Consider the following 21,001-nt stretch of genomic DNA (forward strand, 5'->3'; position numbering starts at 1 on the left):
GTCAGGAGAGCCCGAGCTCGTCGTCGAGGAGATCGAAGATCTCGTCTGCTGTCGCGGACTGGATTTCACGGTCTTCCGCGGGGCTGCCCGTAGCACTGTGCGTTTCATTCCACTTCGACAGGAGGTCCCGCAGGCGGGTGGTGATGGCTGGGCTATCGGCGTCGTCGGGGGCGATCGTGGCGAGGATCGCTTCCAGCTTGTCGAGTTCCGCGTGCACGGGCGGCTGGTGTGCGGCCGCGCCGTGCAGGCCGAGTTCGTCGCGCAGATACCCGGCGAGCGCGGTGGGCGTCGGGTAGTCGAAGATCAGCGTGACCGGCAGCCGCAGCCCGGCGGCGGCACCCAGTCGATTGCGCAGATCGACGGCGGTGAGCGAGTCGAAGCCCAGGTCCAGGAAGCCGCGCCCGGCATCGACGTCGTCCGGTGTGGCGTGTCCGAGGACGGCCGCCACATGGGTCCGTACGACCTCCAGCAGCTCCCGGTCGCGCTCGGTGTCCGGGAGGCCCGCGAGCCGTTCGGTGAGCGAACCCGCGCCGGAGTCGGCCGGGGTCCCGGCACCGGTGGCGTCGGTGTCGGCGGAGCGCCGTACGGGGGTACGGACCAGGCCGCGCAGCAGCGGCGGCAGCAGCCCGGCGGCGGCCTGGCCGCGCAGCGCGCCGGTGTCGATGCGGATCGGTACGAACACGGCCTCGGACAGGGCGTCCGTCAGGTCGAACAGGGCCAGGCCCTCGTCCTGCGGCAGCGCCTCGTAGCCACCGCGCGAGATGCGGCCCACGTCGGTGGTGTCCAGGCTGCCCGCCATGCCGTCGGCCGCCGCCCACAGGCCCCAGGCCAGCGAACTCGCGGGCAGGCCCTGGGCGTGACGATGCTGGGCGAGCGCGTCCAGGAAGGTGTTCGCCGCCGCGTAGTTGCCCTGCCCCGCGCTGCCGAAGGCTCCGGCGGCCGAGGAGAACAGCACGAACGCGGACAGGTCCAGCTCGCGGGTCAGCTCGTGCAGATTCCACGCCGCGTCCACCTTGGGGCGCAGCACCGCGTCGATCCGCTCGCGGGTCAGCGAGCTGATCACACCGTCGTCCAGCACACCGGCCGTGTGCACCACGGCGGTGAGCGGGTGTTCGGCGGGGATCGCGGAGAGGACGGCGGCCAGGGCGTCGCGGTCGGCGGTGTCACAGGCCGCCCAGGTGACGGTGGCGCCCAACGCGCCCAGTTCGGCGGCGAGTTCGGCCGCACCGGGGGCGTCGCCGCCGCGCCTGCTGAGCAGCAGCAGCTGCCGTACGCCGCGCTCGGTGACCAGGTGGCGGGCGAACAGGCCACCCAGGGCACCGCTCGCGCCGCTGAGCAGCACGGTGCCGTGCGGGTCGCCGAACCCGCCCGTTTCCGGAGTGTCCGGGGTATCCGGAGTGTCCGGGGTGTCCGGGTCGGCGGGGACCCGGGCGAGCCGGTAGGCGTGTGCGGTGCCGGAGCGCAGCGCGAGCTGCGGTTCGTCGGTGGCGAGCACGGTCGGCAGCGCCCGCTGCGAGGCGTCGGTGCCGTCCACGTCGACCAGTACGAACCGGCCCGGGTTCTCCGACTGGGCGGACTTGACCAGGCCCCACACGGTGGTGTGGGTCAGGTCGGCGACGTCCTCACCGGGGCGTGCCGCGACCGCGCCACGGGTCACGAACACCAGGCGGGTATCGGCGAACCGCTGGTCGGCCAGCCACTTCTGGACGAGGTCCAGGGCGTCCCGGGCGGCGGCCTTGGCCGCCTCGGGAAGCGACGCCCCACCACCCGTGAGGGGGACGAGCACCACGTCGGGGGCGGTGCCGTCGAGAGACGCAAGGTGGGGGTAGTCGTCCAGCCGCTCGCCCGCCACCGTGAACGCCTCCGTGAAGGCGGCGTCGGCGCCGAGGGTCACCCAGCGCTCGCCCAGCGGAATGCCGGTGGCAGTGGCGGACGCGGGGGCCGTGAGGGCCGTCCACTCCGGGCGGAACAGCGACTCATGGTGTGCCGCGCGCGACGCGTTGACCTGGTCGGCCGACAGCGGGCGCAGCACCAGACCGTCGATGGTGGCGACGGTGGCGCCGGTGCCGTCCGCGACGTGGAGCGCCACGCCTTCGGCGGCCGGACGCAGCCGTACGCGCAGCGACGCGGCGCCCCCGGCGTACAGCCGTACGCCGGTCCAGGCGAACGGCAGCCGCGCCCCTTCGCTCTCCCCGCCGCCATCCGGCGTGTCGAGGCCGAGGGTGTGGAGGGCGGCGTCCAGCAGCGCGGGGTGCACCCCGTACGAGGCGGCCTCGGGCTCGTCGCCGCGCGGCAGCCGGATATCGGCGAACAGCTCGTCGCCGCGCCGCCATGCGGCGTGCAGGCCCTGGAACACCGGGCCGTAGCCGAGCCCGGCGGCGGCCGCGTGCTCGTAGAACGCCTCGGTGGGGAGGGCGGTCGCCTCGGCGGGCGGCCAGACGCCGAGGTCGACGTCCTCCGCCTGCTCGGCGGGCGCGCTCGGGGCGCTCGGGGTGAGGAAGCCGGTGGCGTGGCGTACCCACGGCTCGTCGGCGGGGACGTCCTCCCGGCGGGAGTGCAGGGTCAGCTGGCGCCGCCCCGCGTCGTCGGCCGCCGCCAGCTCCAACCGCAGCTGTACGGCGCCCTGTTCGGGCACGACCAGCGGCGCCTGCAGCGTCAGCTCCTCGACCGTGTCGCAGCCCGCCTCCTCACCGGCCCGCAGCGCCAGCTCGACGAAGGCCGTGCCAGGCAGCAGGACGGTGTCCATGACGGCGTGATCGGCCAGCCAGGGGTGGGTGAGCAGCGACAGCCGCCCGGTGAACACGAAGCCACCGGTGTCGGGGAGTTCCACCGCCGCGCCCAGCAGCGGGTGGCCCGCCGAGCCGAGGCCCGCGTAGGCCACGTCCTCGGCGGAGATGCCCACGTCGAGCCAGTAGCGCTGACGCTGGAAGGGGTACGTCGGCAGCTCGACGCGGCGGGCGCCGCGACCGGCGTAGACGGCGGCCCAGTCCAGGGCCACGCCCCGGACATGGAGCTGCGCGAGGGCGGTGGCCAGCGCCTGGGCCTCGGGACGGCCGTTGCGCAGGGCGGGTACGAACACCGCCTGATCGCCGCCATCCTCGGCTTCGGTCTCGGCGAGGCAGTTCTCGCCCATCGCGGAGAGCACCCCGTCGGGGCCCAGTTCCACGAAGGTGGTCACCCCGTTGTCGCGCAGGGTGCGCACACCGTCGACGAAGCGGACGGACTGGCGGACATGGCGCACCCAGAAGTCCGGCATACGGATCTCGTCGGCCGTGGCCACGGTGCCGGTGAGGCAGGAGACCAGGGGGATCGTCGGGGCGTTGAACGTCAGGCCCTCGGCGACCTTGCGGAAGTCCGCCAGCATGGCGTCCATGCGCGGCGAGTGGAAGGCATGGCTGACGGTGAGCCGCTTGGTCTTACGGCCCCGCGCCTCGAAACCCTCCGCAATCGCGACAGCCGCGTCCTCGTCACCCGCGATGACCACGGACGACGGGCCATTCACAGCGGCGATCGACACCCGCTCACCGAGCAGCGGCGCCACCTCGTCCTCCGACGCCTGCACCGCGACCATCGCGCCACCGGCCGGAAGCTCCTGCATCAACCGCCCACGCGCCGCCACCAACTTCGAAGCATCCGCGAGCGAGAACACACCCGCCACATGCGCGGCGGCCAGCTCACCAATCGAGTGCCCGGACAGGAAGTCGGGCCGCACACCCCACGCCTCGACCAGCCGGAACAACGCCACCTCCACCGCGAACAACGCAGGCTGGGTGAATCCGGTCTGGTCCAGTACAGCGGCATCGTCCCCGAACAGCACATCCCGCAGCGGCCGTTCCAGATGCCCGTCCAGCTCCGCGCACACCGCGTCCAGCGCCTGCGCGAACACCGGGAACGCCTCGTACAGCTCGCGGCCCATCCCCAGCCGCTGGCTGCCCTGCCCCGTGAACAGGAACGCCACCTTGCCCTCGGCCGCGACCCCGCGCAGCTCTGCCGCCGGGTGTTCGCCGCGCGCCAGCGCGTCCAGCGCGCCCAGCACCTCGTCGTGGCCGTCGGCGACCAGGGCGACGCGGTGTTCGAGCGCGGCACGGGTCGTCGCGAGGGAGAAGCCCAGATCAGTCAGGCCCAGATCAGTCAGGCCGGTCCCGGCGGCGATCCGCGAGCGCAGCCGCCCCGCCTGGGCGCGCAGGGCGTCCTCGCCGCGCGCCGACAGCAGCACGGGGACGTACGGCAGGGCGTCGGTGTCCACCGGGGCGTCGGCCACGTCGGACACGGGCGGCTGCTCGATGATGGCGTGCGCGTTGGTGCCGCTGATGCCGAACGAGGACACGGCGGCCCGGCGCGGGCGGCCGGTCTCCGGCCACTCCGTCCGCTCCGTCAGCAGCGACACCGCGCCCGCCGACCAGTCCACATGCGGCGACGGCTCATCCACATGCAGCGTCTGCGGCAGCACACCGTGCCGCATCGCCAGCACCATCTTGATGACACCTGCGACACCGGAGGCGGCTTGGGTGTGGCCCAGGTTGGACTTGACGGAACCCAGCCACAGCGGCTGCTGCTCCGCGTCCCGCTCCCGGCCGTAGGTGGCCAGCAGCGCCTGCGCCTCGATCGGGTCGCCCAGCGTCGTCCCCGTACCGTGTGCCTCGACGACGTCGACCTCGCCGGTGCCCAGGCGGGCGTTGGCAAGGGCTGCACGGATGACGCGCTGCTGCGACGGGCCGTTGGGCGCCGTCAGACCATTGGACGCGCCGTCCTGGTTGACCGCCGAGCCGCGCACGACGGCCAGCACCTCGTGGCCATTGCGGCGGGCGTCCGACAGCCGCTCCAGGAGCAGCATGCCCGCGCCCTCGCCCCAGCCGGTGCCATCAGCGGCAGCGGCGAACGACTTGCAGCGGCCGTCGCGGGCCAGCCCGCGCTGACGGCTGAAGTCGATGAACGTACCCGGGGTGAACATCACCGTGACACCACCGGCCAGCGCCAGCGAGCATTCGCCGTTACGCAGCGCCTGCGCGGCCAGATGCAGCGCCACCAGCGACGACGAGCAGGCCGTGTCGACCGTGACGGCCGGGCCCTCCAGGCCGAAGGTGTACGCGACGCGGCCGGACACCACACTGCTGGAGCTGCCGGTGCCGAGATAGCCCTCGACCCCGTCCGGCACGGCGTGCAGCCGGGACCCGTAGTCGTGGTACATGACGCCCGCGAACACACCGGTCCTGCTGCCGCGTACGGACGACGGGTCGATGCCCGCGCGCTCGAACGCCTCCCAGGTGGTCTCCAGCAGCAACCGCTGCTGCGGGTCCATGGCCAGCGCCTCGCGCGGGGAGATCCCGAAGAACGCCGGGTCGAACTCGGCGGCGTCGTGCAGGAATCCACCGTCGCGGGCGTACGAGGTGCCCGGGGTCTCCGGGTCCGGGTCGTACAGGGCGTCGAGGTCCCAGCCGCGGTTGTCCGGGAAGCCGGTGATGCCGTCCTCGCCCGCGGCGAGCAGCTGCCACAGCTCCTCGGGGGTGGTGACCCCGCCCGGGTAGCGGCAGCTCATCGCCACGATCGCGATCGGGTCGTCGTCGGTGGCGGCCGACACCGGCACCGGCGTGTGCACCGCCGCCTGCTGCTCCTCGCCCACCAGCTCGGTCCGCAGGTGGCGGGCCAGCACCTGCGGGTCCGGGTAGTCGAAGATGAGCGTCGCGGGCAGCCGAAGACCGGTCACGGCCTTGAGCTGATTACGCAGCTCAACGGCGGTCAGCGAGTCGAAGCCCAGGTCCTTGAACGCCCGCCCGGAACCGATGGTGTCCGCGCCCGCGTACCCCAGCACGGTCGCGACCTGCGCCCGGACCAGGTCCAGCAGCAGCCGCTCCTGCTCCGCCACGCTCAGCCCGGCCAGCCGACCGGCCAGACCGGCGTCGCCACCCGCCGCGACGGCGTCCACCGCGCGCCGCGCCGGGATGCGCACCAGGCCACGGAAGAGGGGGGAGACGGCGGGCTGGTTGCGCAGCGCCGCCAGGTCCACCCGCATCGGCACCAGCGCGGCCGCGTCCATGGTCAGCGCGGTGTCGAGCAGCGCGAGGCCGTCCGCCACCGGCAGCGGCGGCAGTCCGGCCCGCCGCATGCGGGCGATGTCGGCCTCGTCCAGGGTGTCGCCCATACCGGCCCCGGCCCACAGGCCCCACGCCAGCGAGGTGGCGGGCAGCCCCAGGGCGGCGCGGTGCTGGGCGAGCGCGTCGAGGAAGGCGTTGGAGGCGGCGTAGTTGCCCTGCCCCGGGCCACCGAAGACACCGGACGAGGACGAGAAGAGAACGAACGCCGCGAGGTCCATCTCGCGGGTCAGCTCGTGCAGATTCCACGCCGCGTCCACCTTCGGGCGCATGACGTGGTCGATGCGCTCGGGCGTCAGCGAGCCGATCACACCGTCGTCCAGCACACCGGCCGTGTGCACGACGGCGGTCAGCGGATGCTCGGCCGGAACCGACCGCAGCACCTCGGCCAGCGCGCCACGGTCCGCCACATCACAAGCTGCCCAGCGCACCTGGGCGCCCAACGCGGCCAGCTCCGCGCCGAGTTCAGCAGCACCCGGAGCCTCCGCGCCGCGACGGCTCACCAGCAGCAGCTGCCGTACGCCACGCTCCGCCACCAGATGGCGGGCCACCAGCCCGCCCAGCGAACCGGACGCACCGGTCACCAGCACCGTGCCGTCCGGGTTCCACTCGGGGGCCACGCTCTCGTCCGCCGAGACGGCGACGCGGGCCAGCCGTGGTGTCCTGACGACGCCCTGCCGCACCGCGACCTCGGCCTCGCCGCTCGACAGTGCGGCGGGCAGGGCGGCCCGCGAGTCCTCATGGGCGTCGAGGTCGACCAAGAGGAAGCGGTCCGGGTTCTCCGACTGCGCGGTGCGCAGCAGACCGCGTACGGCGGCGCCTGCCGGGTCCGCCACCGGCTCACTGGCCACGGTGGCCACGGCCTCCGAGGTCAGCAGGACGAGGCGGGAGTCTGCGAAGCGCTCGTCGGCCAGCCAGGTTTGGAGGACGTGGAGGGCTTGGGTGGTGGCGTGGTGTGCGGCTTGGGCGGGGGCTCCCCCTAGCCCGCCCCTTCCCGCAACTTGGGGCTCCGCCCCAAGGCCCCGGTCCTCAATCGCCGGACGGGCTGGGTGTGCCGTACGCGGGCCTTCCAGTGCCGCTCCATCCACGGGTGCCGCACCGTTCGATGTCAGCTGCACCACTACGTACTCCGGCAGCGCCGCACCGGAATCGACCGCCCCGGCCAAGGCCGGAAGGTCCGGGTACGCCGTGCCACCGAGCCCCAGCGTGTCCGTGCCCAGAACCGCCCACGCGCCATCGACCGGGGTGTCCGTCATCGCCACGGACCCGGCCGCCGTCCACTCCAGGCGGAACAGCGAGTCGTGGTAAGCGGTACGCGCGCTCTGCAGCTGCTCGGCCGAGACCGGGCGCAGCCCCAGCGTCTCGACGGCCCCGACCGGCGCACCCGTACTGTCGGCGATCTCCAGCCGCACCCCGTCGTTGCTCGAGGGCACCAGGTGGACGCGCAGCGCGGACGCGCCGCTCGCGTACAGCGACACCCCGGTCCAGGCGAACGGCAGCCGCCCCTCGCCGTTGGTGTTGCCCAGGCCGTCGAGCCCGATGGCGTGCAGGGCGGAGTCCAGCAGCGCCGGGTGGAGCCCAAATACGGCCGCGTCCTCGGCCACGTCCTCGGGAAGCGCCACCTCGGCGAACACCTCGCCGTCGCGCCGCCACGCCCGGCGCAGGCCCCGGAACTCCGGGCCGTACGCGAAACCGATGTCCCGCAGGCCGTCGTAGCGGCCGTCGAGGTCGATCTCGGTGGCGTCGGCGGGCGGCCAGGCGCCCAGCTCGAACATCGCCTCCGGGCGCCCGCCCGCCGCCAGGAAACCGGTCGCGTGCCGGGTCCACGGCTCCTCGGCGGGCAGGCTCTCGACGCGCGAGTGCAGCGACAGCGGACGGCGGCCCAGGTCGTCGGCCGCGCCCACCGAAAGCCGCAGCTGGACGCCGCCCTGCTCGGGCAGGACCAGCGGCGCTTCGAGGGTCAGCTCTTCGAGGTAGTCGCAGCCGACCTGGTCACCGGCGCGGATCGCCAGCTCCACGAACGCGGTGCCCGGCAGCAGCACGCTGTCCAGGATCGTGTGGCCCGCGAGCCAGGGGTGGGTGGACAGCGCCAGACGGCCGGTGAACAACACCCCGTCCGAGTCCGGCAGTTCGGCACTGGCGCCGAGCAGCGGGTGCTCGGCCTCGCCGAGACCCACGGCGGCCACGTCGCCGAGGAACAGCGACGACACCTTCGGCCAGTAGCGCTGGCGCTGGAAGGCGTACGTCGGCAACTCGACGGGCGCGGCGCCCGTACCGGCGTAGAACGCCGCCCAGTCCACGGCCACGCCACGGACATGCGCCCGCGCGAGGGCGTTCGTCAGCGCCTCGGCCTCGGGGCGGTCCTTGCGGCAGACGGACGCGAAGACGGCGTCGTCGTCGCCGGTCACGCACTCCTGGGCCATGGCGGTGAGGACACCGTCCGGACCCAGCTCCACGAACGTGGTGACGCCCTGGGCCTCCAGCACCCGCACACCGTCGAGGAAGCGGACGGCCTCGCGGACATGCCGCACCCAGAAGTCGGGGCTCGCGATCTCCTCGGCGGAGACGACGTTCCCGGTCAGGTTGGAGACGATCGGGATGCGCGGAGCCTCGTACGTGAGCCCCTGCGCGACCTCCCGGAACGCATCCAGCATCCCGTCCATACGCGGCGAGTGGAACGCGTGGCTCACCGTGAGCCGCTTGGTCTTACGACCCCGCTCCTCGAACGACGCGGCGACCTCAGCCACGGCATCGTCGTCACCCGCGATGACCACCGAAGCGGGCCCGTTGAGGGCGGCAATGCTCACACCACCACCGACCAGCGGCAGAACCTCATCCTCCGAAGCCTGGATGGCAACCATCGCGCCACCGGCCGGAAGCTCCTGCATGAGCCGCCCACGCGCCGCCACCAACTCAGCAGCATCCGCGAGCGAGAGCACACCCGCCACATGCGCGGCAGCCAGCTCACCAATGGAGTGGCCGGACAGGAAGTCCGCCCGCACGCCCCACGCCTCGACCAGCCGGAACAGCGCCACCTCAACGGCGAACAGCGCGGGCTGGGTAAACCCGGTCTGGTCCAGAACCCCCGCATCGTCCCCGAACAGCACGTCCCGCAGCGGCCGTTCCAGATGCGCGTCCAAGTGGGCGCACACCTCGTCCAGCGCGTCCGCGAACACCGGGTAGGTCTCGTACAGCTCACGGCCCATGCCCAGCCGCTGGCTGCCCTGGCCCGTGAACAGGAACGCCACCTTGCCAGGTGCCGCCGAGCCCTCGACCAGGCCCGGGGCGGGCTCGCCCGCTGCCAGCGCGTCCAGGGCGGTCAGCAGCTCGTCCCGGTCGTCGGCGACCAGTGCGGCCCGCTCCTCGAACGCCGTACGGCGCGTGGCGAGCGTGAACGCCACGTCGCGGCCGTCCAGCTCGGGGCGGGAGTCGAGGTGTGCGCGCAGCTGTGCGGCCTGGCCGCGCAGCGCCTCGGGGGTCTTGGCAGACAGCACCCAGGCGGCCGGACCGCCGGGCCGGGAGACTGCCCCGGCTTCCCCATCAACAGCCGGAGCCTGCTCGATGATGGTGTGCGCGTTGGTGCCGCTGATGCCGAACGAGGACACGGCGGCCCGGCGCGGGCGGCCCGTCTCCGGCCACGACCTCGCCTCCGTCAGCAGCGCGACCGCGCCCGCCGACCAGTCGACCTCGGGCGTCGGCTCATCCACGTTGAGGGTCTGGGGCAGCACACCGTGCCGCAGCGCCAGCACCATCTTCATCACGCCCGCGACACCGGCAGCGGCCTGCGTGTGGCCGAAGTTGGACTTGATGGAGCCCAGCCACAGCGGCTGGTCCGCGTCCCGGTCCCGGCCGTACGTGGCCAGCAGCGCCTGCGCCTCGATCGGGTCGCCCAGCCGGGTGCCCGTACCGTGCGCCTCGACCGCGTCGACCTCGGCGGCCGACAGCCCCGCACCGGCCAGCGCCTGCCGGATGACCCTCTGCTGCGACGGACCGTTCGGCGCCGTCAGACCATTCGACGCACCGTCCTGGTTGATGGCGGAGCCGCGTACGACCGCCAGCACCTCGTGGCCATTGCGGCGCGCGTCCGACAGCCGCTCCACGAGCAGCATGCCGACACCCTCGCCCCAACCGGTGCCATCCGCACCCGCCGCGAAGGCCTTGATACGCCCATCCGCCGCAAGCCCACGCTGACGGCTGAAGTCCACGAACGAACCCGGCGTGGACATCACCGTCACACCACCGGCCAGGGCCAACGAGCACTCCCCCGCCCGCAGCGCCTGAATCGCCCAGTGCAAGGCGACGAGCGACGACGAACACGCCGTGTCCACCGTCACCGCCGGACCCTCAAGACCCAGCGCGTACGACACCCGGCCGGACATCACACTGGCCGCGTTACCCGTCCCGAGGAAGCCTTCCGACCCGTCCGGAGCGGACAGGATCACGGGCAGGTAGTCCTGGCCGTTCGTACCGGCGAACACGCCGACCTGCTGGCCGCGCAGCGTCGTCGGGGCGATCCCGGCCCGCTCGAAGGCCTCCCACGACGTCTCCAGCAGCAACCGCTGCTGCGGGTCCATGGCAAGGGCCTCGCGCGGCGAGATCCCGAAGAACGAAGGGTCGAACTCGGCGGCGTCCGCGAGGAATCCGCCCTCGCGCACATAGCTGGTGTTCTCGGTGCCCGACTCCGGGTCGTACAGCGATTCGACGTCCCAGCCACGGTCGGCCGGGAAGTCCACCACCGCGTCCTGCCCGGTGGCCAGGAGCCGCCACAGTTCCTCGGGGGTACGCACACCGCCCGGGAAGCGGCAGCTCATGCCGACGATCGCGATCGGGTCGTCGTCCACGGCCACGCCCACCGACGAGGCGCCGGTGACGGCCGGGTGCGAGCCGATGAGTTCGGCCTGGAGGTGGTCGGCGAGGGCGAGCGGGGTCGGGTAGTCGAAGATGATGGTGGCGGGCAGCCGCAGCCCGGTGAGGGTGCCGAGCAGGTTGCGGATCTCGACGGCGGTGAGCGAGTCGAAGCCGAGGTCCCGGAAGGCACGGCTGGGCTCCACCGAGTCAGGACCGGGGTAGCCGAGGACGACGGCCACCTGAGCGCGGACGAAGTCCAGGGTGAGCTGGTCGCGTTCCTCATCGGTCGCCGCACCGGCCAGCTCCCGCGCCAGCGACGACGCGTCTCCGGGCATGGCGCCGGGGGTGGCCGCGACGGCGGCGCGGGCCGCGTCGAGGGCGCGCCGGGCGTCGGGGAGGTCGTCGATCAGCGGGTTCGGGCGGTTGGCGGTGAGGCCGGGTGCGAAGCGGTCCCAGTCGATGTCCACGACGAGGGAGAAGGTCTCGCCCAGGTCGAGCGCGGCGCCCAGCGCGGTGGTGGCGGCTTCGGGGGCGAGCGCGGGCAGGCCGGACTGGCGGAGCCGTTCGGCGACGAGTTCGTCGGTGGCCATGCCGCCCTCGGCCCAGGCGCCCCAGGCGACGGAGGTGGCGGGCAGGCCTTCGGCGCGGCGCTGTTCGGCGAGCGCGTCGAGATAGGCGTTGGCGGCCACGTAGTTGGCCTGACCAGGCGCGCCGAAGGTGGCGGCCATGGAGGAGAACAGCACGAAGGCGGACACATCGTGTGCGCGCGTCAGCTCGTCCAGGTGGCGCGCGGCGTCGGCCTTGGCGCGCAGCACGTCGGCCATCCGCTGTGGCGTCTGGGCGTCGAGCACACCGTCGTCCAGCACTCCGGCGGCGTGCACGACGGTGGTCAGCGGGTGTTCCGCCGGTACGGTCGCGAGGAGCGCGGCGAGCGCGTCCCGGTCGGCGACGTCGCAGGCGGCGAGGGTGACTTCGGCGCCCTGGGCGGTGAGTTCGTTGGCCAGCTCGGCCGCGCCGGGGGCGTCGGGGCCCCGGCGCCCGGCGAGCAGCACATGGTCGGCGCCGTGGGCGACCAGCCAGCGGGCGACGTGGGCGCCGAGGGCGCCGGTGCCGCCGGTGATCAGTGCGGTGCCGTGGGTGGACCAGCCGTCGCCGGTGGTCTCGTGGTGCGGTGCGCGGGCCAGCCTGCGGGCGTGGACGCCCTGCGGACGGATCGCGAGGTGGTCCTCGTCGCGGAGCGCGTCGGACCCGGCGAGGATGTCGGCGAGCCGGGCGAGGGAGCGGTCGTCGGCGGTCTCGGGGAGGTCGATCGACCCGGCCCAGCGGTCGGGCTGTTCGAGGGCGACGGTTCGGCCGAGTCCCCAGATCTGGGCCTGAACGGCGCTGGTCAGCCGGTCGGAGCGGCTGACGGAGACGGCGCCACGGGTGGCGGACCACAGGGGCGCGTCCGTACCGGCGTCGCCGAGGGCCTGGACGAGGGCGAGGGTGCCCGCGAGTCCGGCGCCGAGCGCGGCGTACTGGGCGTGCGGGCGCTCGTCGAGGCCGAGGAGGGACAGCACGCCGTCGATGCGCGTCTCCCCGTCCTCGGTACGCGGCACGGCGGTACGGATCTGTTCGGCAACGGTCGCGCGGTCGTCCGCCGTGCCATCCACGGTGATCTGGAGGACGCGTATGCCACGTTCGGCCAGGGTCCGCAGCGGTCCCGCGACCCAGGGGTGGTCGTCGTGTCCGGCGGGGGTGGCGACGAGCCAGGTGCCGGTGAGCGGCGTGGCCTGGAACGGCGGCAGCGGCTTCCACGTGGTGCGGTAGCGCGAGCCGTTGACCGTGGTGTCGACGTGGTTGCGGTGGCGCCACGCGGACAGCGCGGGCAGCACCTCGCTGAGCGGCTGGTCGCCGTCGAGCCCGAGGGTGTCGACCAGGGTGGCCAGGTCCTCGCTGTGGACGACCTCCCAGAACCGGGCGTCGGCGACGGCCGGTGCGCTCGCCTCGGCGGCGGACTCGCCCTCGTACGAGAAGGGGTTGGAGGGCCAGTAGCGCTGCCGCTGGAAGGCGTACGTGGGCAGGTCGACGCGGCGGGCGCCGGTGCCCGTGTAGTACGTGGTCCAGTCGACGGGTACGCCGCGGACGTGGGCGTGGGCGAGCGCCTGGTGCACCGTGCGGGTCTCGGGGCGGCCGGGGCGCAGGGCGGGCAGGAACGCGAACGTCCTGCGCTTCGCCTCGGTGACGCACTCCTGGGCCATGGCCGAGAGCACCCCGTCGGGGCCCAGCTCGACGAAGGTGGTCACGCCGAGGTCTTCGAGGCGGCGCACACCGCCGAGGAAGCGGACGGCCTCGCGGACGTGGCGGACCCAGAACTCGGGCGTGGTGATCTCGTCGGCGCCGACCAGGTCGCCGGTGAGGTTGGAGACGATGGGGATCTGCGGGGCCTCGTAGGTGAGGCGCTGGGCGAGCTGGCGGAAGTTGTCCAGCATCGCGTCCATGTGCGGGGAGTGGAACGCGTGGCTGACGGTGAGCCGCTTGGTCTTGCGGCCCTGTGCCTCGAAACCGGAAGCGATCTCCAGCGCCGCGTCCTCGTCACCCGCGATGACCACCGACGTGGGCCCGTTCACGGCGGCGATGCTCACGCCGTCGGTGAGCAGCGGCGCCACCTCGTCCTCGGAGGCCTGCACGGCGATCATCGCGCCGCCGCCGGGGAGTTGCTGCATCAGCTGGCTGCGCGCGGCCACCAGGGCGGACGCGTGGGTGAGGGACAGCACCCCGGCCACGTGGGCGGCGGCGATCTCGCCGATGGAGTGGCCGCAGAGGAAGTCGGGCTTCAGGCCCCACGACTCGACCAGGCGGAACAGCGCCACCTCGATGGCGAACAGGGCGGGCTGGGTGTAGCCGGTGCGGTCCAGGGCCGCTGCGTCGTCGCCGAAGAGGACGTCCTTCAGCGGCCGGTCGAGGAAGCGATCGAGCTGGGCGCAGACCGCGTCCAGCGCCTCGGCGAACGCCGGGTGGTTCTCGTACAGTTCGCGGCCCATGCCGAGCCGCTGGCTGCCCTGACCGGTGAAGAGGAACGCGATGTTGCCCTCGACGGCCAGGCCCTCGGTGACCTCGGGGTGGTGGCGGCCCTCGGCGAGCGCTGCGAGGCCCGCGAGGAGTTCGTCCCGGTCGGCGGCGGCGACCACGGCGCGGCGGTCGAGGGCGGCGCGGGTGACGGCCTGCGAGTAGCCGATGTCGGTGGGCCGGTAGCCGGGGTTCGCGGCCAAGTGGGCGTGGAGCTGGGCGGCCTGGGCGCGCAGCGCGTCCTGGTTCTTGCCGGAGAGTGCGACCGGAGTGAGAGGCGGTGTGGCCTGCGCCGGGTCCGGCTCGGCGCGACCGGGCACGACGTCCGTCGTGTCGGCGGTGGCCGGTGCGGGGGGCTCCTCCAGGATGGTGTGCACATTGGTGCCGCTCATCCCGAACGACGAGATGCCCGCGCGGCGCGGCTCGGCGCTCTCCGGGTCGTGCGGCCACTGGCGGGTGGCGGTGAGCAGTTCGACGTCCCCGGCCGTCCAGTCGACGTGCGGGGTGGGCTCGGTGAGGTGGAGGGTCTTGGGCAGCGCTCCGTGGCGCATGGCCATGACCATCTTGATGACACCGCCGACACCGGCGCCCGCCTGGGCGTGGCCGATGTTCGACTTGATGGAGCCGATCAGCAGCGGCTTGCCCTCGGGCCGGTCCTGCCCGTACGTGGCGAGCAGCGCCTGCGCCTCGATCGGGTCGCCCAGGGCGGTGCCGGTGCCGTGCGCCTCGACGGCGTCGACCTGGTCGGGCGAGAGCCGGGCGTTGGCGAGCGCCTGGAGGATGACGCGCTGCTGGGACGGGCCGTTGGGGGAGGTGAGGCCGTTGGACGCGCCGTCCTGGTTGACGGCGGAGCCACGGATCACGGCGAGCACCGGGTGGCCCTTGCGCTGGGCGTCCGACAGCCGCTCGACCAGCAGGATGCCGACGCCCTCGCCGAGGCAGAAGCCGTCGGCCTCGGGCGCGAAGGGCTTGGAGCGGCCGTCGAAGGCGAGCCCGCGCATCTTGCTGTAGTCCACGAAGACGCCGGGCGCGCACATCAGGGTCGCGCCACCGGCCAGGGCGAGCGAGCATTCGCCCTGCCGCAGCGCCTGCACGGCGAGGTGGATCGCCACCAGCGACGAGGAGCAGGCGGTGTCGACGGTGACCGCCGGGCCCTCGAAGCCGAAGGTGTACGAGAGGCGGCCGGAGGCGATGCTCGCGGCGTTGCCGGTGCCGAAGTAGCCCTCGAAGTTCTCGTCGGAGCTGAGGATCGCCCCGAGGTAGTCGTGATTGCTGGTGCCGACGAAGACGCCGACCTGCTTGCCGCGCGCCGAAACCGGGTCGATTCCGGCCCGTTCGAAGGCTTCCCAGGAGGTTTCCAGCAGCAGCCGCTGCTGGGGGTCCATACCGAGCGCTTCACGCGGGCTGATACCGAAGAGAGAGGGGTCGAAGTCGGCGATTCCGTCGACGAATCCACCCTCGTGCACATAACTCGTGCCGGGGTGGTCCGGGTCCGGGTGGTACATCCTGTCGACATTCCACCCGCGGTCGACCGGGAAGTCGCTGACCGCGTCGACGCCTTCGCTGACGATGCGCCACAGGTCCTCGGGCGACCGGACGCCTCCGGGATAACGGCAACCGATCCCCACGATGGCGATGGGGTCGTGGTTCTTCGCCTCGGCCTCTTGCAGGCGGAGGCGAGTCTGATGCAGATCCGCCGTTACCAGCTTGAGGTAGTCCCGCAGCGTCTCTTCATTCGCCATTTACGCAATCCATTTACGGCAGACGGCATCGGAAATGCTCCACAGATCCTCAACAGGGGAGCCGGTAACCAACAACCAATTAGTCGACTTCTCCACGACAGCCTATGTGTGGGTTAATCCTCCGGACAACCCCTATGACCCCCTGGTGACCCAGGGAATCGATAGGGGAGTCCGGTATTAGAGAAGCCTATTCAAGGGTGGGGAAAATCCTGTCCGACATCGAGAACGACGTCAATAGCAGAATTCCCGTCACGCCCTTCCGAGACCCTTGTTGATAAATGCGAACAGCTCTTCGTCGCTGGCCGACTGAAGCTGATCGGCCTCGGCCGCGCCCTGGGCGAGGGCCTCGGACGGGGCCGCCGCGGGCTCGGCCGGGGCTGCCGTGTCGTCGGACTCGTTCCACTTCGCCAGCAGCGACTGGAGCCGCATCGTGATGCGCGCCCGGGTGATGTTGTCGGGGGCGCTGTCGGCGAGCAAAGTCTCCAGCGTGTCGAGTTCTTCGAGCACCGGGGCGCCGGTGGCCACCGCGTCGGGCACGATCTCGGCCCGCATAAGGGCCGCCACGGCCGCCGGGGTCGGGTGGTCGAAGATCAGCGTCGGCGGCAGCTTGAGCCCGCTGGCCGCGCCCAGCCGGTTACGGAGTTCGACCGCGGTGAGCGAATCGAAGCCCAGGTCCTTGAACGCCCGGCCCGCCTCGATCGCCTCGGCCCCGGAGTGTCCCAGCACGGCGGCGACCGCGCTGCGCACCAACTCCAGCAGCACCCGCTCCCGTTCGGTCTCCGGCAGCGTGGCGAGCCGACCGGCCAGCGCGTCCCCGGCGGCGGCTTCGTCGGCGGCGTCGGCCCGCATCTCCTCGGCCACCTCGCGCGCCTCGGGCAGCGCGTCCAGCAGCGGACGCGGCCGGTCGGCGGTGAAGGCGAGGGTGAAGCGGCGCCAGTCCATGGCGATGACGGTGAGCGCCGTCTCGTCCCGGTCCAGGGCGTGCTGGAGCGCTGCGGTGGCGGACAGCGGCGCCATCTCGTTGATGCCGTGGCGGCGCATCCGGTCGCCGGTGGCGCCGTCCACCGTACCGCCGTCGCCCCACGGGCCCCAGGACACGGTGGTGGCGGGCAGCCCGTCCGCGCGGCGCTGCTCGGCGAAGCTGTGCAGGAACGCGCTGCCGGGCGCCTGGTTGCCCTGGCCCGGTGCGCCGAACGTCGCGGAGAAGTGCGAGAACAGCACGAACGCGGTCAGGTCCAGGTCCTTCGTCAGCTCGTGCAGCTGGCGCGTGGCGTCCACCTTGAGCCGCAGGACACGTGTCGCCTGATCCGGGGTCAGCCCCTCGATCACCCCGTCCTCGATGACGGCGGCGGTGTGCATGACGGCCGTCAGCGGCTGGTCGGCGGGGATGGCCGCGAGGGTTGCGGCGAGCGCGGCGCGGTCGGTCACATCGCAGGCGGCGACGGTGACCTTGGCGCCGAGGCCGGTCAGTTCGGCCTCCAGCTCCACCGCGCCGGGGGCGTCCGCGCCCCGGCGGCTCGCCAGCACCAGGTGTTCGGCGCCGTTGCGGGCCAGCCAGCGGGCCACCTCCGCGCCGAGCCGTCCCGTACCGCCGGTGACCAGCGTGGTGCCGGACGGCTTCCAGGACCGCAGGGGGGACGTGTCGGCGAGCGGGGCGCGCACCAGGCGCGGCCCGAAGACGCCCGCCTCGCGGATCGCCACCTGGTCCTCGTCGTGCTCGGCGGCGAGAACCCCCATGAGGCGGCACAGCGCCTGCTCGTCGGGGGTCTGCGGCAGGTCGACGAGACCGCCCCAGCGCTCCAGGTGTTCCAGCGCGGCCACCCGGCCCAGGCCCCAGACGAGGGCCTGTTCGGGGCACTCCGGCCGGTCGGCTCCGCCGATGGACACCGCGCCGCGCGTCAGGCACCACAGCGGCGCGCCGATTCCGGCGTCGCCGAGCGCCTGGATCAGCGCGAGCTGGGCGGCGATGCCGTGGTCCTCCGAGTGCGTGTCCCCGGCGTCCGCGTCGTCCCCGGTGCCTCCGGCGTTCCCTGCGGGCGCGAGCAGCGACAGTACGCCGGTGAAGCCGCCCTCGGCTTCGGCGTGCGCGGTACGCAGCCGCTCGGCCAGCTCCTCGCGGCCGTCCGTGCCGGGGTCCACCACGATCTGCCGTACGTCGGCGCCGCGTCCGGTGAGCGCGCCGGTCACGGCGGCCGTCCACGCGTCGTCGGTGCTGGCCGCGACGACGAGCCAGCTGCCGTCCGGGCGCGCGGACCGCGCCTCGGCGAGCGGCTGCCACGTCACGCGGTAGCGCCAGCCGTCCACCGTGGACTGCTCGCGCGCCCGCTTGCGCCACGACGCGAGGGCGGGCAGGACGGCGCTCATCGGCTGGTCGCCGTCGACGGTCAGCTCGGCGGCCAGCGCCTGCCAGTCCTCGGCCTCCACCGCCGCCCAGAACTTGGCCTCCACGGCGTCGTGCCGGGTCTCCCCCGCCACGCGCCCCGGCCCGGCCTCGGGCCAGTAGCGCTGCTGCTGGAAGGCGTACGTGGGCAGTTCGATACGGCGGGCTCCCGTGCCGTCGAACACCGCGTGCCAGTCCACGGCCACGCCACGCGACCACGCCTCGCCGACCGACGCCCAGAAGCGGTCGAGACCGCCCTCGTCGCGGCGCAGCGACCCGATCGCGGCCGCGTCCAGCCCGGCGTCCTCGGCGGTGTCCTGCACCCCCATGGTCAGCACCGGGTGGGCGCTGGACTCGATGAACACACCGAAGCCCTCATCGAGCAGCCGCCGGACGGCGCCTTCCAGTTCGACGGTGCGGCGCAGGTTGGTGAACCAGTACGTGGCGTCCAGCTCGGGACCCTCGGCCCACTCCCCCGTCACGGTCGACAGGAACGGCACCCGGGCGGTCTTGGGCTGGACCGGGGCGAGCAGTTCCAGCAGCTCATCGCGCAACAGCTCCACCTGCGCGGAGTGCGACGCGTAGTCCACCGGCACCCGGCGCGCCCGGACCTCATCCGCCTCACACGACGCCAGCAACTCATCCAGCGCGGCCGGTTCACCCGAAACCACCACGGCAGACGGCCCGTTCACGGCCGCCACCGAGATGCGCTCCTCGCCCCACGGCGCGATCCGCTCCCGTACGTCCGACACCGGCAGCGCGACGGACACCATGCCGCCCTGACCCGCCAGCACCCGGCCAATGGCCTGGCTGCGCAACGCCACCACACGCGCCGCGTCCTTGAGCGTCAGGATCCCGGCCACACACGCGGCGGCGATCTCGCCCTGCGAGTGGCCGACCACGGCGGACGGCTCGACGCCGAGCGAACGCCACAGATCGGCCAGCGACACCATCACCGCGAACAGCACCGGCTGGACCACGTCCACCCGGTCCAGCGACGGCGCGCCGTCCACCCCGCGCAGCACATCCACCAACGACCAGTCGGTGAACTCCGCGAGCGCCGCCGCGCACTCCTCGATACGGGCGGCGAACACCGGCGAGGCGTCCATCAGCCCCACGCCCATCCGCACCCACTGGGACCCCTGCCCCGGGAAGACGAATGCCGTCTGACCTGCGACGACCGAGCCCCGCTCGACGCCCGCCGCCATGCCGCCGTCGGCGAGCGCGGCCAGCCCGGCCACCAGCTCGTCGCGGTCCCGGCCCTGGACGACGCCGCGTACGTCCAGCGCGGCGCGGGTCGTGGCCAGCGACAGGCCGACGTCCACCGGGCGCAGCGCCGGTTCGTCCTGGAAGCGGTCCAGCAGCCGCCGGGCCTGGGCGCGCAGCGCGGCCTCGCTCTTGCCGGACACCACCCACGGCACCACGCCGGGCTGCTTCGACACCAGTTCGGCGGGCTCCCGCTCCTCGGCGGGCGCCTGCTCGACGATGGTGTGGGCGTTGGTGCCGCTGAAGCCGAACGAGGAGATGGCCGCGCGGCGCGGGCGGCCCGTCTCGGGCCACGGCGTGGCCGAGGTGACCAGCGAGACGGCACCCGACGACCAGTCGATGTGCGGGGACGGCTCGGCGATGTGCAGCGACTCCGGCACCAGGCCGTGCCGCATGGCCAGCACCATCTTCATCACGCCCGCGATGCCCGCCGCGCCCTGGGTGTGGCCGATGTTGGACTTCACCGACCCCAGCAGCAGGGGCAGTTCCTCGGGGCGGTCCGTGCCGTAGGTGGCGAGCAGCGCCTGCGCCTCGATCGGGTCGCCCAGCGACGTCCCCGTGCCGTGTGCCTCGACCACGTCCACATCGGCGCCGGACAGCCGCGCGTTGGCCAGCGCCTGCTGGATGACGCGCCGCTGGGACGGGCCGTTGGGCGCCGTCAGACCATTGGACGCGCCGTCCTGGTTGACGGCGGAGCCGCGTACGACGGCCAGCACCTCATGGCCGTTGCGACGCGCGTCCGACAGCCGCTCCAGCAGCAGGACGCCCACGCCCTCGGCCGGGCCGAAGCCGTCCGCGTCGGCCGAGAAGGCCTTGCAGCGGCCGTCCTGGGACAGCCCGCGCTGGCGGCTGAACTCGATGAACAGGCCCGGCGTGGACATCACATGGACGCCGCTCGCGAGCGCCAGCGAGCACTCGTCCAGCCGCAGCGACTGCACGGCCAGGTGCAGCGCCACCAGGGACGCGGAGCAGGCCGTGTCCACGGTGACGGCCGGGCCCTCCAGCCCGAAGGCGTAGCTCAGCCGCCCGGAGACGACACTGCTCGCGTTGCCGGTGCCCAGGTGTCCGCCGAAGTCGTCCTCGGCGTCGAGCGCCACCGTCAGATAGTCGGAGGCGTTCATGCCCGCGAACACACCGGTACGGCTGCCGCGCAGGGTGGCCGGGTCGATGCCCGCCCGCTCGAACACCTCCCAGGAGGTCTCCAGCAGCAACCGCTGCTGCGGATCCATGGCGAGGGCTTCCCTCGGCGAGATCCCGAAGAACGAGGCGTCGAACCGGGTGGCGTCGCCGAGGAAACCGCCCTCGCGGGTGTAGGTGGTGTCCGGGGTGTCCGGGTCCGGGTCGAAGAGGCTCTGCAGGTCCCAGCCACGGTCGGCCGGGAACTCCGTCTGCGCCTCGCCACCGGAGGCCATGAGCTGCCACAGCTCCTCGGGGGTGCCGACACCACCGGGGAAGCGGCAGCTCATGCCCACGATGGCGATCGGCTCATGGGCCTGGTCGTCGACTTCCCTCAGCCGCCGGTGGGCGGCGGTGAGATCGGTGGTGACCTTCTTCAGATATTCGCGGAGCTTGGCTTCGTTCGCTGTCGCCATGGACGTTCACCTATTCGCAAGTGCTCTGGATCGTCG

Annotated in this window: 2 protein-coding genes; both read right to left on the bottom strand. The window is 73.1% G+C overall.

What is annotated here, in order from left to right:
- Position 1: 1 nt before the first annotated feature.
- Entirely contained in the window at positions 2–15,727 is a 15,726-nt protein-coding gene (locus tag ACFV9T_RS29900; RefSeq protein WP_385445553.1) for a type I polyketide synthase, read from the bottom strand.
- A 249-nt stretch (positions 15,728–15,976) separates the two neighbouring features.
- Positions 15,977–20,965: a type I polyketide synthase gene (locus ACFV9T_RS29905; protein WP_385445554.1), complete on the bottom strand. Its 4,989-nt coding sequence runs from the start codon at positions 20,963–20,965 to the stop codon at positions 15,977–15,979.
- Between the last annotated feature and the right edge of the window lie 36 nt (positions 20,966–21,001).

It is taken from the genome of Streptomyces sp. NPDC059850, from assembly GCF_042731515.1.
Taxonomy (GTDB): Bacteria; Actinomycetota; Actinomycetes; order Streptomycetales; family Streptomycetaceae; genus Streptomyces.